Consider the following 14,090-nt stretch of genomic DNA (forward strand, 5'->3'; position numbering starts at 1 on the left):
ACTCCACACTTACCCAACGTGATTACCGAGGAGAGATTATGAACAGGACCTTATTGGCTTCGGCCCTTGCTGCCGCTTTCAGCCTGAGCGTTCCGGCGATGGCGCAAGAAACGCCAACATCGAGCAGCGGTGACGCTACAGCAGATGCAGCACGGACAGCAGCAACGAACAATGGTTCTACCGCGACTTTCACCAACGCTTTCAATGTGGACACAGCAACAGCAACAAGCACATTGAACGGCACAGTCAGCGGCAACAGAGTACGTGACATCGGCAACAACCCGAGTAACTCAGGCAACGCCAACGGCGCAGCAGGAGCCAGCGGCATAGGCGGTAAAGGCATAGGCGGCACAGCCAACGGCAACGGCGGCGATGGTGCCCGCGGATCAGGCGGCGACGGCAATGGCGGCAAATCCGTCGCAGTCGGCGGCGATAGCGGCTCTGCCAAAGCAGGCGGCGGCGGCGACGGCGCTTCCGGCGGCAGCGCCAGAGTTGGCAACGCCAGCACAGGCGACTCCACCGGCGCTTCCGGCGGCAGAGGCGGCAACGCCAGTGACGCTTCCACCGGCCGTGGCGGCTCAGGCGGTGCAGGTGGTGCAGGTGGTGCAGGCGGCGCAGGCGGCACTGCGACCGGCGGAGCAGGCGGCATGGGCGGTAATAGCGGCGACACCTCAGGTGGCTCCGGCGGCAACGCAAGCGGATCGCGCGGCGGCAGTGGCGGCAGCTCCTCGGGCGGCTCCGGCGGCAGCACAGGATCTGCATCGGGCGGTTCCGGTGGATCGGGCGGCAGCAACGGCGATGCGATCGGCGGCCTGGGCGGTGCAGGCGGCCGCGGCGGTAGCGGCGGCGACGGCGCCAGCAGCGGTAGGGGCATAGGTGGCGGATCTACCGCCAACAACGGCGCAACCGGCGGCGGCAGTACAGGCGGCGGCGCAACAGCCACTTCCGGCAATGCCAGGGGCGGCGCAGGCACTGACAGCAATCCAGGCGGCGCAGGCGGCAACTCCAGCATCACCGGAACTTCCGGCGGCGGCAGCACAGGCGGCGGAGCAACTTCCGGATCCAATACAGGCGCAGGCGGCGCAGGCGCATCGGGTGCAGGCGGCTCGGGTGCAACAGGCGCGGCGGGCGCAGCGGGCGCAGCGGGCGCAGCAGGCACTAATACCGCAGGCAGCGGTGCAGCAGGCGCAACCGGCTCCAGCGGTGCAGGCGGCGCAGGAGCGGCAGCAGGCGGCGGCGCAGGCGCAGCGGCAGGCGGCACGGGCGGCGCAGGTGCGGCAGCATCCAGCGGCACCGGCGGCTCGGGCGCAGTTGGTGCGTCGGGCAATAGCACAGGCGGCACTGGCGCTGTCGGTGCAACCGGCGGCTCTGGCGGCAATAGCGGCAGCGCTCAAAACAATGCCGGTGCAGGCGGCGCAGGCGGTACAGCAACCAGCGGCGCAGCAACCAATGGCAGCTCCACCTCCGGTGCAGGCGGCAGCGGCGGCGCAGGCGCTACCGGCACCACCACCGGTGCAGGCGGTACTTCGACCTCCACATCCGGCGCAGGTTCAGGCGGTGCAGGTACTGGCGGCGCAGGCGGCACAGGCGGCACCAATACCGGCGGCGTAGGCAATGGCGGAGCAGGCACAGGCGGCGCAGGCGGCATGGGCGGCACCAACACAGTCAATGCAGGCACCTTTGATATGTCCAACAACATGACAGGCGCAGCCCAATCTGCTGCCGGCATCATGGTGCTGACACAGCAAAGCGGCATTTCCAGCCTGGTGCAACAAAGCGTCAACGTGCAGTCCAACATGAGTCTGGGCAGGTAATTGGCAAGGCGCGGGGCTTCTGTGGCATGCGTCAGGCCGCTGAAACCCTGCACACCGGTTCAATAAATTTGTGCTGGACAGTAAGGAGAAACGAACATGTTTCTACAACACTGTACGTATGGAAAAACGATAGTTTTGCTGATCGCCCTGGCTCCGCCACTGGCATTCTCCCAGGCGCAGTCTGTTGAAACTGCAGCAGCAATGCCGGCAGCAAAGACAGACACGGCAGACAGCGGCGCGGAACTTGCGCAACAACCGGACACGCAGAATGCTTTCGCCAAAAAATTCGGCAAGGCAGCTGATGTCCAGGACCTGGGCAAACTGCGCGGCGGCGCTGAAGTAGTGATCAGCAACGACCAGAAGTTGAAAGGCACGGTAGCAGACAACAGCGCTACGAATGTCGCAACTGGTTCCAACAACATTACGTCGGGAGCATTTGCGAACGTAAGCGGGATTCCGATCGTCGTCCAAAATTCGGGAACCAATGTATTGATACAAAATTCGACGATCATCAATCTGCAGCTGCATTAATGATGAACGCCTATTTTCCGTCCTGTCAGGAAGCACGCTGCTGATGCCTGCCTGCATGTGCTTGCACTTGTAAGCGGGTATCAGGAGCGCTTTTTACATATTGAAGCAATGCCTCATGCAATTGTAAATGCATAGGGCTGTAGCAAAATTGAGCAGATTGAAAAGAGAGCAGGCGCTGCTTGCCGGCTCACCACCTACATGTCATCAAGGAGAGGTTATGAACAGGACCTTATTGGCCACGGCAGTTGCTGCCGCCTTCGGCTTGAGCGCATCCGCATTTGCGCAAACAGCCACAACCAGCGGTGACGCTACAGCAGATGCTGTACGTTCTTCCGCACTCAACAACGGCTCGACAGGCGATTTCAGCAACGCATTCAATGCGGCGCATGCAACTGCCACTGCTACCCTGAACGGCGAAGTCAGCGGCAATCGCGTACGCGACGTCGGCAATAACCCCACAAACTCAGGCAATGCGAACGGAGCTGCCGGCGCCCGGGGCATAGGTGGTAAAGGGATAGGCGGCACCGCCAACGGTAACGGCGGCGACGGCGCCACCGGATATGGCGGCGATGGCAATGGCGGCAAATCTGTCTCCATTGGCGGCAGCACCGGCTCAGCCAAAGCAGGCGGCGGCGGTGACGGCGCTTCCGGCGGCAGCGCCAAGGTTGGCAATGCCAGTTCCGGCGACGCATACGGCGCTTCCGGCGGCCGTGGCGGCAATGCCAGCGACGCATCAACTGGCCGTGGCGGCTCTGGCGGTGCGGGTGGAGCCGGCGGCGCAGGCGGAGACGGCGGCACTGCTACTGGCGGTGCAGGCGGCGCAGGCGGCAATAGCGGATCCACCTATGGTGGCGCAGGTGGCAATGCCAGCGGTTCAAAAGGCGGCAATGGCGGTAGTTCGTATGGCGGCTCCGGCGGCAATACAGGCAATGCATCTGGCGGCAGCGGCGGTTATGGCGGCGGCAACGGCAATGCCGTCGGCGGCGCGGGCGGATCGGGAGGTTCAGGCGGCTATGGCGGTGACGGCGGCAGCAGCGGCAAAGCCATAGGCGGTGGCTCTACCGCTAACAACGGCGCAACCGGCGGCGGGAGCACTGGCGGTGGAGCAATGGCCAGTTCGGGCAACGCCAGGGGCGGCACGGGCTCCGGCGGCACAACAACGCCCCCTGCCCAGATCAGCACATTCGCCATCGGCGATGCCGGATCCGGTGGTGACGCCAGCATCAATACCACTGCTGGCGGCGGCAGCACAGGCGGCGCAGGAAACTCGGGAACCAACAGCAGCACAGGTGGGGCAGGCAGTTCAGGCGCAGGAGGTTCCGGCGCTGCCGGAGCTGCAGGCGCTGAAGGGGCAGGCGGAGCGGCAGGCACCAACACTGCGGGTAACGGTGCAGCAGGCGGCAGTGCCACCAGTGGTACAGGCGGCGCGGGTGCCGCAGCTAGCGGCGGCGCGGCAGCGGCCGCAGGCGGCACAGGCGGTGCAGGTGCTGCGGCCTCCAGCGGAGCCGGCGGTGCAGGTGCGGTAGGCGCCACCGGCAACAGCACAGGCGGTTCAGGAGCAACCGGTGCAACAGGAGGTGCAGGCGGCAGTAGCGGTGATGCGCAGAATAACGCAGGTGCAGGCGGTACAGGCGGTACGGCAACCAGTGGTGCGGCAAGCAACGGCAGCGCCACCAGCGGCGCCGGAGGCAGCGGCGGTGCAGGCGCATCCGGCACCTCCAGTGGAGCAGCAGGAAGCTCATCATCCACATCTGGCGCAGGCACAGGCGGAGCGGGTACTGGCGGCACAGGTGGAGCCGGCGGCAACAATACCGGTGCAGCAGGTAACGGCGGCGCGGGCACAGGTGGCGCAGGTGCGGCAGGTGGCAGCAACAGTGTCGATGCTGGTAGCTTCAATATGTCCAATACCATGAACAGCGCCGCACAATCGGCGGCAGGTGTGCTGGTAGCGGCACAGCAAAGCGGCATTTCCAGCCTCGTGCAGCAAAACGTCAACGTGCAGTCCAATATGAGCCTGGGCAACATGCCGGCAGTTACTTCGTCGGCGCTCGCCAGGTAAGGCAATGTAGCAAATGCAGTAAAAAGCAATACGGGAACCGCCATGGAGGCAATACCGCTCCATGGCGGACATTCCGCGGAATCAGATGTCACCGGCAGTAGACAACATGATGAAACAACTAATTTTTGCCATTGCAGGTCCTGCGCTGCTGTCGTCCGCGCTGCAGGCGCATGCGGTGGAAATCGCGGGCATAGGCGGTTCTTATACCGTTCCTGTTGCCAGCATCAAGGAAGTCAGGAACAAGACCACCATCATCCAGCAGACGGATTTCAGCTGCGGTTCTGCCGCAATTGCGACGCTGTTGTCGCACCAGTACGGCTTCCAGGTTTCCGAGCAGGTGGTCTTTGAAGAAATGTACGCCAACGGCGAACAGCAGAAAATCAGGAAGGAAGGGTTTTCACTACTGGACATGAAATTATTCCTGCAGCGTCACGGCTTCCAGGCGGACGGCTTTGAACAGCCGCTCGACACGCTGAAAGAGGCGAAGCTGCCGGCCATCGTACTGATCAAGGACAAGGGCTATAACCATTTCGTCGTGATCAAGGGCATCCGCGACGATCGTGTTCTGATCGGCGATCCCGCCAGGGGCACGCGGGCAATTCCTCGCGCTGTGTTCGACGCGATGTGGAGCAGCCGGCTGCTGTTTGTCATCCACAACAAACCCGGAGTCGCCAGGTTCAACGAAGCGTCCGACTGGAAGAGCGCGCCGCCGGCGCCGCTGATGGGTATCGTTGACCAGTTGCGTAATATTGCGCTGCCGAAGTTCGGCCCTGGAGACTTTTAATGAATAGGCACTTGTCCGTAAATATCCTTGCCACCGGCTGCAGAGGCATGCCGGCAGGTATTTGCGCGCGAACCGGCGTAGCGGGCGCTCTGGCGGCGGCGGGCCTTGCCCTGGTGCTTGCAAGCCCGGCAAGCCTGGTGTACGCGCAGGACAAGCTCGCAGGTTTGGCAGCCGTCAACGGCAGCGACATCGACCTGCCCTCTTCCCTGCAGGCGGTTGAACCGGCAGACAATCCAAAACAGCAGGATGACAGCTACCGGCGGGCGCGCATTTCGTATCGGGATGCCAGTTTCGGATTCAGCTTTATCGCCCTGCTGCCGCGTTTTGAGCAGAAGCTGGCCGCAGCGCCAAGGCTGGTGGCATTACTGGACAAGCCCTGGGCGGCAGTTGGAGAAGAACGGCTGGATGAATCGCGCGGCGGTTTCGATGCGGGCGGCCTGGTTATGTCTTTCGGTATAGAACGTGCCGTCTACATCAACGGCAACTTGGTCACCACTACCTCCTTCAATGTGTCCGATGTCGGCAAGATCAGCACCGACCAGATGAAGACACTAAGCGCCCAGGCTGCTGCAATGGGGCTGGTGCAGAACGGCCCGGGCAACAGCTTCCAGCTGACGACCGGCAATTCCGGGCTGCCCGGCACCGTGATCCAGAATACGCTGAATAATCAAAACATCAAGAGCACCACGGTCATCAACGCTACCACCAACAGCCTGAACCTGATCCGCGGCATCAATACGCTGGACACCTTCACCAACGCCGTCAGCGGCTCACTGAACGGCCACTAGCCATCTATAGCCGGCCCGTGCAAGTCCGACTCAGTTCTGCGGTTCAATATGCCAGCCGCCGCCTAAAGCCTGTATCAGGCTGATCGCGGTTGTCTGCCGGTCTGCCTGGCTTTGTATCAGCGCGCTTCGCGCGTTCAGTGCGGTAGCCTGTGCGGTGACCACATCGGTATAGCTGATCTGTCCCTGGCGGTAGCGGTTCAGCGCCTGCTGCTCCACCTGGTCTGCCGCGGTAGATGCCTGGCGGCGCAATTCCTGCTGCTGTGCCAGTACATGCGTCGCGGCCAGTTGGTCTTCCACGCCCTGGAACGCGGTCAGCACGGTCTGCCTGTAATTCGCCACCGTCTGTTGATAAGCGGCCTGCGCGCCTTCGACCCGGGCGCGGGTAGCGCCGGCATTGAACAAGGTCTGCGCTGCCGACAGGCCCAGCGACCAGACATTCGATGCAGTGCTGAACAGGTCGGCCACGCGGCTGGCGCCGTAGCCGTAAGAAGCGTCCAGCTTCAGATTGGGATAATACGCAGACTGCGCAATGCCGATCTGTTCGTTGGATGCGGCGACCCGCCGTTCCGCCGCGGCGATGTCGGGACGTCTTTGCAGCAGCACGGAAGGGATGCCGACCGGTACTTCAGGTATCGTCGCCTTCCACTCTGCCGGCGTCAATGTGAAGTCGCCCGGCGCCTTGCCTACCAGTACCGCAATCGCATGTTCCAGCTGGGCGCGCTGGCGCACCAGGCCGACTTCATCCGCCTGGGTATTGGCCAGCTGCGTCTGCGCCTGCAATACATCGCTCTTGGTGGCGATCCCGGCGTTGTAACGGTTCTGGGTGATCTGCAAAGAACGCTGGTAAGCGACGATCGTGTCTGCCAGCAGCGCTTTCTGTGCGTCCGTCTGGCGCAGCGAAATATAGTTGGTGGCCAGTTCGCCCTGGGCCGACAATTTGGCCGAGGCCAGGTCTGCCGCGCTGGCCTGGGCGCTGGCGCTGGCGCCGCTTACTGTACGTCCCAGGTTGCCCCAGACGTCTGGCTCCCAGCTGCCGCCTATGCTGACCTGGTAATTATTGCTGGCACGGGAGCCGCTGTTGACAACTGCGCCGGTCGTCGGATTGACGCTAGCATTGCCGCCGCCGCTGCCTGAACGGGTGCCGCTGCCATCCAGCGTGACCACAGGGAACAGCGACGCGCGCTGTTCGCGCACCAGTGCGCGAGCCTGCTCGTACGCCGCAACGGCTGCAGCAACGTTCTGGTTGGACACCTCGACCGAGGCTTCGAGCTGGTTCAGGACAGGGTCGTCGAACAATGTCCACCATGTTCCGCGGTCCAGTGCATCGGCGGGCGCTGCAGGCACCCAGTCCTGGTTTTCTTTGTAGGCTGCCGGCGCGGGTGCCTCCGGCTTTTTGTAGTCGGGTCCTACCGCGCAGGCGCTCAGCATCAGCGCGATTGCCGCCAGCAGCGCTGCATTGGTCGTGCGGGACGCCAACGGCAAGCCGGACAGCGAAGAGATTGTGGTCGTTTTATGCATGCTAGGACTCATAATAATTTTGGCTAAGGCTGCGTTTGCAGTTGCTGAGGGGCGTCGCCGCCGGTCCGGCTCAAATGCTGTTCCGAGGGGCTGGGGCGGCGCAGTTTATCCATCAGCACATACACCACCGGCGTGGTCAGCAGTGTCAGTATCTGGCTGGCAATCAACCCGCCTATGATGGCGATGCCCAGCGGCTGCCTCAATTCCGAGCCTTCGCCAAAGCCGATTGCCAGCGGCAAAGCGCCCAGTATCGCCGCCAGCGTGGTCATCAGGATAGGACGGAAACGCAGCAGGCAGGCTTCGCGCACCGCGTCGGTAGCGTTCAGGCCGCGCGAACGTTCCGCTTCCAGCGCAAAGTCGATGATCAGGATGGCATTCTTCTTCACGATGCCGATCAGCAGGAAAACGCCGATCAGCGCGATGATGGAAAACTCCATCTTGAACATCAGCAAGGCCAGCACTGCGCCCACACCCGCCGAAGGCAAGGTGGATAGCACCGTGATCGGATGCACCAGGCTTTCATACAGCACGCCCAGCACGATATAGATGACCACCAGCGCCGCCAAAATCAGCAAGGGCTGCTGATTCTGCGAATCCTGCGCGCTGCGTGCCGTGCCCTGGAAACTGCCGCGCACATTGACCGGCATGCCGATATCGGCTTCCGCCTGCTTGACCGCATCCTGCCCGTCGCTCAGCTTGTAGCCGTCGGCAAGGTTGAACGATACCGTGGTCGCCAGCTCGGCATCTTGGTGGTTGACCGAAGTCGCCGTCGCGCTTTCCGCAAATTTGGCAAATGCCGACAGCGGCACCATTGTCGTTGGCGACGTGCTGAGGGCCTGCCCGGTCCCCTGGTCCTTCAGACCGGGATTGACGGAAGGTGCGACAGCGGTGGAGATCGTCGCATTTGCCGCCGAATTTGCAGTGGAGGCACCCGTCGTTCCCGTCGCCGCAGAGGTGGACGAAGTACCCAATGCGCCAGATGTCGCCGAAGTCGACGTGCTGTTGGCCGACGTCGGCGCAATGGTGGCGCCGGTGGAGGTAGTGACGGTGACTGGGGTGATGCCCCTGGCCGGCACATACACGTCTTTCAGCGATTCCGGGCTGCGGGTCATGCGCGGGTCGACTTCCATGATGACGTGATACTGGTTCAGCTCGTCATACACGGTCGCCACCTGGCGCTGGCCGAAGCCGTCATACAGCGCATTGTCCACGTCCTTGGAGGTCAGGCCCAGCTTGGCTGCACTGTCCTTGTCCACGGTGACGAAAGTCTCCACGCCGTTTTCCTGCTGGTCGGTATCGACATCGGTCAAGGCCGGCTGCGCTTTCATCGAATCTGCCAGCCTGGCGGACCATTTACGCAGGTCGGCAATATTGTCGCTCTTCAGCGTGTACTGGTAGGTCGAATTGCTTTGCCTGCCGCCCATGCGCAGATCCTGCACAGGATTCAGGAACAGGCTGACACCCGTCACCTTTGCCAGTTGCGGCCGCAGACGCGCAATCACCGCCTGGCCGCCATCCTTGCGCTGGGATACCGGCTTCAGGTTGATGAACATGAAGCCGCCGCCGGCACGGCTGCCGCCGGTAAATCCGACCACGGTATCTACCGCAGGATCTTTCTTGATGATATCAACCAGCTGGCGCAGCTTGCCCTGCATCGCCTGGAAGGAAATGCTCTGGTCCGCGCGCATGCCGCCGTTCAGCTGGCCGGTATCCTGCTGAGGGAAAAACCCCTTGGGAGCCGCAGCAAACAGGTAGACGTTCATGCCGACCACCGCCGCCAGAATCAGCATCATCAGCCATTTATGGTCCAGCGCCCAATCGAGGCTGGTATGGTAGGAATTGTGAATGCGCTGGAAACCCGATTCAAACCAGCGCGCCACCCGTCCCGGCGGCTTGCTGTGGCTGTCCTTTTCCGACTTCAGGAACCAGGCGCACATCATTGGCGTCGTGGTCAATGAAATCAGCAGTGAAATCATCACCGATACCGACAGCGTCACCGCAAACTCACGGAACAGCCGGCCTACCTGGCCGCCCATGAACAGCAGCGGGATGAATACCGCCACCAGCGACAGGCTGATGGACAAGACCGTGAAACCGACTTCGCGCGCGCCCAGCAATGCCGCCTCCATGCGGTCCATGCCCTGCTCTATGTGGCGGCTGGTATTTTCCAATACAACGATGGCATCATCCACGACAAAACCGGTAGCGACCGTCAGCGCCATCAGACTCAGGTTGTTCAGGCTGAAGCCCAGCAGGTACATCACACCGAATGTGCCCAGCAGTGAGACGATGGTGGCAACCGCCGGGATGATCGTGGCGCGCGCACTGCGCAAAAAGGCGCTGACGACGACGACGACCAGCGCTATCGAGATCAGCAGTGTGATCTCAATCTCTTTCAGCGAAGCGCGGATGGAATTGGTGCTGTCGGAGGCGACCTGCATGTCGATATCCTGCGGCAGCTGCGCGCGCAGGCTAGGCAGCAAGGCGCGCACGCCGTCCACCGTTTCGATGACATTGGCGCCCGGCTGGCGGGTAATCAATACGATCACTGCCGGCTCGCCATTGAACAGACCCAGCGTATGCGTATCCTCCACACCGTCTATCACCTGTGCAACGTCGTCCAGGCGTATTGCCGAGCCATTCCGCCAGGCGACGACCAGACCGCGGTAATCCGCGGCACTGCGGCCGCCGGTAGTATCGCTGGCTTGGGAATACAGCTGCAGCCTGCGGCCCTCGCCCTCAATGGCCCCCTTGGGCCGGTTGGCGGCGCTGGCCTGGATCGCTGTGCGCACGTCTTCCATGCTGAGGCCATAGCGGTTCAACGCATAAGGAATCAGTTCAACCCTGACTGCGGGCAAAGAGCCGCCGCCAAGTTCCACGTCGCCTACCCCCTGCACCTGGGCCAGCTTCTGCTGCACCAGGTTGGAGACGGCTTCATAGATCTGGCCCGGTGTGCGGGTCTTCGACGTCAGCGCCAGGATGATGACGGGCGCATCCGACGGGTTGGCCTTGCGGTAGGTAGGGTTGCTGCGCAACGTCGCCGGCAGGTCGACCCGGGAGGCATTGATCGCCGCCTGCACTTCGCGCGCGGCGGAATCAATCTGACGATTCAGGTCGAACTGCAGGCTGATCCGCGTCGAGCCGTTACCGCTGGACGAAGTCATCTCATTCACGCCGGCGATTACGCCCAGGCGCCTTTCCAGCGGCGTGGCGACGCTGGTCGCCATCGTATCGGGGCTGGCGCCGGGCAAGGTGGCGCTGACCGAAACAACCGGGAAATCCACTTGCGGCAAGGGCGACACCGGCAGCACGAAAAATCCGCCTATGCCTGCCAGTGCTATCCCTATCGTCAGCAATATCGTGCCGACCGGCCGCCTTACAAAAGGTCCGGACAGGTTCACTCTGCGTCCCTGCCCTTCAGCCCGCTATTGGCTGGCGGGCTGGACAGCAGTACTGCCTTTTGCGGTGCTGCCGGCGCCTCCTGGCCGCGCCAACGGGACCAGCGCTGCGCCAGGCTATCGAAGCCGAGGTAGATAACCGGCGTCGTAAACAACGTCAGCATCTGGCTGACGATCAGGCCGCCGAAAATCGCCAGGCCAAGCGGACGGCGCAGTTCAGCACCCTCGCCCCAGCCGAACATCAACGGCAAAGCAGCGAACAGCGCCGCCAGCGTCGTCATCAGGATAGGACGGAAACGCAGCAATGCCGCCTGGTGGATCGCCTCGCGCGGAGATTTTTTCTCGTTGCGCTCTGCATCGATGGCAAAGTCAATCATCATGATCGCGTTTTTCTTGACGATGCCAATCAGCAAAATGATACCGATAATACCGATCACGCCCAGGTCCTGCCCACTGATCATCAGCGCCAGCAAGGCGCCGACACCGGCGGACGGCAGCGTGGACAGGATCGTCAGCGGATGGATATAGCTTTCATACAGTACGCCCAGCACGATGTACACGCACACCACCGCCGCCAGGATCAGCCATAGCTGGTTGGTCAGCGAAGCCTGGTAGGCGCCGGCGGCGCCGAGGAAAGTCAGCGTCACGCTAGGCGGCAGGTTGATATCCAAGGCAGCCTGCTTGATCGCATCCACCGCATTGCCCAGAGATACTCCCGATGCCGTGTCGAAGCCCATCGTCGTTGCAGGATATTGCGCGACGTGGGTGATCTGCAAAGGCGAAGCACGTTCGGTGATGGTGGCAATCGCCGACAGCGGCGTTGCCTTGCCAGAGCCGGTGCGCAACTGCAGCGTGCCCAGGTTTTCCGGCGTGGTCAGCTGGTCGGGCTTGGCCTCCAGAATGACCCGGTACTGGTCAGTCTCGGTAAAAATCGTCGAAACGATACGCTGGCCAAAGGCGCTGTACAGTGCGTCGTCAATCGTCGATGCAGTGATGGACAGCCGTGATGCGGTATCCCGGTCGATATTAATGTATGCCGCAGCGCCGGTAGCGCCCGCATCCGATACCACGTTCCTCACCTGCTTTACATTCTTCTGCAGGTGCTGGCTGAGCTTGGTTGCCCATTCCGTCACGGTGGCGGTATCGGCGCCGGTCAGCGATACGCGGTATTGCGTAGGCCCGGTTTCCGCATCGATGGTCAGATCCTGTGTCGGCTGCAAATACAGCGTGACACCAGCGACCTGGCGCACGCGGTCGCGCAGCCGCGCCATGGTTTCTTCCTGGCTGTCGCTGCGTTTACGCTTCAGGTTGATCAGCATGCTGCCGGTATGCAGCATCGTATTATTGGCCGCATCCACACCGACCAGGGAACTCAGAGACTCCACATCGGGATCGCCCAGGATTTCCTTGGCCGCCGCCTGCTGCAACTCGGTCATGCGTGCATACGATACCGACTGCTCGGTCTCTATGCGCGCCTGAAGCTGGCCGGTGTCCTGCACCGGAAACAGGCCTTTTGGTATCCACATATAGAGCAATGCCGTCAGCACCAATGTCGCCAGCGCTACCATCAGTGTCAGTGCCTGCCGTTCCAACACCCAGTTCAGCGCGTGGTCGTATTTGACCATCACGCCATCGAAAAAGCGTTGCATGCGCGCGCCGAAGCTCTTGTCGCTGGCAGGCTTTTTCTCTGTCGGGCCTTCATGTTTCTCCAGCCAGCGGCCGGACATCATCGGCACCAGCGTCAGCGAAACGACAGCGGAAATCAGGATGGTAATCGACAAGGTAATCGCAAATTCGCGGAACAGCCGGCCCACTACGTCGCCCATGAACAGCAGCGGTATCAACACCGCAATCAGCGATACCGTCAGCGATATGATGGTGAAGCCGATCTGCGAAGCGCCTTTCAGGGCGGCCTCCATCGGCGATTCGCCCTCTTCCACGTAACGCGCAATGTTTTCTATCATCACAATCGCATCATCGACGACGAAACCGGTTGCAATCGTCAGCGCCATCAGGCTCAGATTGTTCAGGCTATACCCCAGCAGGTACATCACACCGCAAGTACCGATCAGCGAGATCGGCACCGCCAGGCTGGCAATGACCGTAGCGCGCACGCTATGCAGGAAGGCAAAAATCACCAGCACCACCAGCACCACGGCCAGTATCAATTCGATTTCCACGTGTTCCACCGACGCGCGTATGCCGGTCGTGCGGTCGCTCAATATATCGACCTTCAGTCCTGCCGGCAGCGAGGACGTCAGTTCCGGCAGGCGCGCCTTGATCGCGTCCACAGTGGCAATCACGTTGGCGCCGGGCTGGCGCTGCACGTTCAGGATAATCGCGGGTGTAAGGCCGGACCACGCGCCGAGCTTGACGTTTTCGGCACTGTCCACTACCTGCGCCACGTCCTTCATACGCACGGGGGCGCCGTTGCGGTAAGCAACGATCAGTTTTTTGTATTCCTCCGCGGCCAGTAACTGGTCATTGGAATTGATGGTGTAGAGCCGCGTGGGACCATCGAAGCTGCCCTTGGCGCTATTGGCATTCGCTGAAGAAATTGCCGTGCGCAAGGTATCAAGCCCAAGCCCATAGGAAGCCAGCGCCCTGGTATCCGCCTGTATCCGCACCGCCGGTCTCTGGCCGCCGCTCAGGCTGACCAGACCAACGCCGCTGACCTGGCTCATTTTCAGCGCCAGCCGGGTATTGACGATATTCTGTACTTCAGTCAGCGGCAAGGTGTCGGAAGTGATGGCCAGCGTCATTACCGGCGCATCGGCCGGATTGACCTTCGCATACACCGGCGGCGCCGGCAGATCGGCCGGCAGCAGCGAGCCACCGGCATTGATCGCAGCCTGCACTTCCTGCTCCGCCACGTCCAGCGTCTGGCCCAGACCGAATTGCAAGGTAATAATGGATACGCCGGCAGCACTGGTCGAACTCATGCGGGCGAGGCCGGCCATCTGGCCGAACTGGCGCTCCAGCGGCGCAGTCACCGTCTGGCTCATGACTTCCGGACTACCGCCCGGGTACAGAGTTTGTACTTGTATGGTGGGGAAATCCACCTGCGGTAGTGCCGACAGCGGCATGAATTTGAAACCCATGAAGCCGGCCAGCACAATCGCCACCATCAGCAGCGACGTCGCCACCGGGCGCATGATAAACGGACGTGATGGATTCATGATGAATGGCCCTTTGCGT

At 62.0% G+C, this 14,090-nt stretch carries 8 protein-coding genes; 5 read left to right on the forward strand and 3 right to left on the reverse strand.

Annotated features, from left to right (window positions below):
• Window positions 1-38: 38 nt before the first annotated feature.
• The 5 genes from ACO0LO_RS02240 to ACO0LO_RS02260 all read left to right on the forward strand — a co-directional run bounded on the left by ACO0LO_RS02240 (window position 39) and on the right by ACO0LO_RS02260 (window position 5,976).
• Window positions 39-1,814 carry a hypothetical protein gene (locus tag ACO0LO_RS02240; RefSeq protein WP_422962559.1) on the forward strand — a complete coding sequence of 592 codons (1,776 nt, stop codon included), beginning with the start codon at window positions 39-41 and terminating at the stop codon, window positions 1,812-1,814.
• 96 nt (window positions 1,815-1,910) lie between these two features.
• Window positions 1,911-2,345 carry a hypothetical protein gene (locus tag ACO0LO_RS02245; RefSeq protein WP_422962560.1) on the forward strand — a complete coding sequence of 145 codons (435 nt, stop codon included), beginning with the start codon at window positions 1,911-1,913 and terminating at the stop codon, window positions 2,343-2,345.
• Window positions 2,346-2,562: 217 nt separating this feature from the next.
• Window positions 2,563-4,404 (forward strand): hypothetical protein, encoded by a 1,842-nt coding sequence (locus ACO0LO_RS02250; RefSeq protein ID WP_422962561.1) that lies wholly within the window; start codon window positions 2,563-2,565, stop codon window positions 4,402-4,404.
• A 106-nt stretch (window positions 4,405-4,510) separates the two neighbouring features.
• Window positions 4,511-5,188, forward strand: a complete 678-nt coding sequence (locus ACO0LO_RS02255; RefSeq protein ID WP_422962562.1) for a C39 family peptidase — start codon at window positions 4,511-4,513, stop codon at window positions 5,186-5,188.
• A 47-nt stretch (window positions 5,189-5,235) separates the two neighbouring features.
• On the forward strand, window positions 5,236-5,976 hold the full coding sequence (locus ACO0LO_RS02260) for a hypothetical protein (RefSeq protein WP_422962563.1): 741 nt from the start codon (window positions 5,236-5,238) through the stop codon (window positions 5,974-5,976).
• A gap of 30 nt (window positions 5,977-6,006) precedes the next feature.
• On the opposite strand, the gene ACO0LO_RS02265 is transcribed toward ACO0LO_RS02260, so the two are convergent.
• Genes ACO0LO_RS02265 through ACO0LO_RS02275 form a run of 3 tightly spaced genes read right to left on the reverse strand, consistent with a single transcriptional unit; the run spans window position 6,007 to window position 14,071 of the window.
• On the reverse strand, window positions 6,007-7,494 hold the full coding sequence (locus tag ACO0LO_RS02265; protein WP_422962564.1) for an efflux transporter outer membrane subunit: 1,488 nt from the start codon (window positions 7,492-7,494) through the stop codon (window positions 6,007-6,009).
• 23 nt (window positions 7,495-7,517) lie between these two features.
• Complete coding sequence (locus ACO0LO_RS02270) at window positions 7,518-10,895, reverse strand: efflux RND transporter permease subunit (protein WP_422962565.1); 3,378 nt, start codon at window positions 10,893-10,895, stop codon at window positions 7,518-7,520.
• Window positions 10,892-14,071, reverse strand: a complete 3,180-nt coding sequence (locus ACO0LO_RS02275; protein WP_422962566.1) for an efflux RND transporter permease subunit — start codon at window positions 14,069-14,071, stop codon at window positions 10,892-10,894. Before ACO0LO_RS02275 ends, ACO0LO_RS02270 begins: the two co-directional genes overlap by 4 nt.
• Between the last annotated feature and the right edge of the window lie 19 nt (window positions 14,072-14,090).

Source organism: Undibacterium sp. TJN25 (assembly GCF_049339885.1).
GTDB lineage: Bacteria > Pseudomonadota > Gammaproteobacteria > Burkholderiales > Burkholderiaceae_D > Undibacterium.

Bases quoted from the DNA above. Each gene is read 5' to 3' on its own strand.
- ACO0LO_RS02240 (WP_422962559.1), top strand. From the start codon at position 39: ATGAACAGGACCTTATTGGCTTCGGCCCTTGCTGCCGCTTTCAGCCTG.
- ACO0LO_RS02245 (WP_422962560.1), top strand. From the start codon at position 1,911: ATGTTTCTACAACACTGTACGTATGGAAAAACGATAGTTTTGCTGATC.
- ACO0LO_RS02250 (WP_422962561.1), top strand. From the start codon at position 2,563: ATGAACAGGACCTTATTGGCCACGGCAGTTGCTGCCGCCTTCGGCTTG.
- ACO0LO_RS02255 (WP_422962562.1), top strand. From the start codon at position 4,511: ATGATGAAACAACTAATTTTTGCCATTGCAGGTCCTGCGCTGCTGTCG.
- ACO0LO_RS02260 (WP_422962563.1), top strand. From the start codon at position 5,236: ATGCCGGCAGGTATTTGCGCGCGAACCGGCGTAGCGGGCGCTCTGGCG.
- ACO0LO_RS02265 (WP_422962564.1), bottom strand. From the start codon at position 7,494: ATGCATAAAACGACCACAATCTCTTCGCTGTCCGGCTTGCCGTTGGCG.
- ACO0LO_RS02275 (WP_422962566.1), bottom strand. From the start codon at position 14,071: ATGAATCCATCACGTCCGTTTATCATGCGCCCGGTGGCGACGTCGCTG.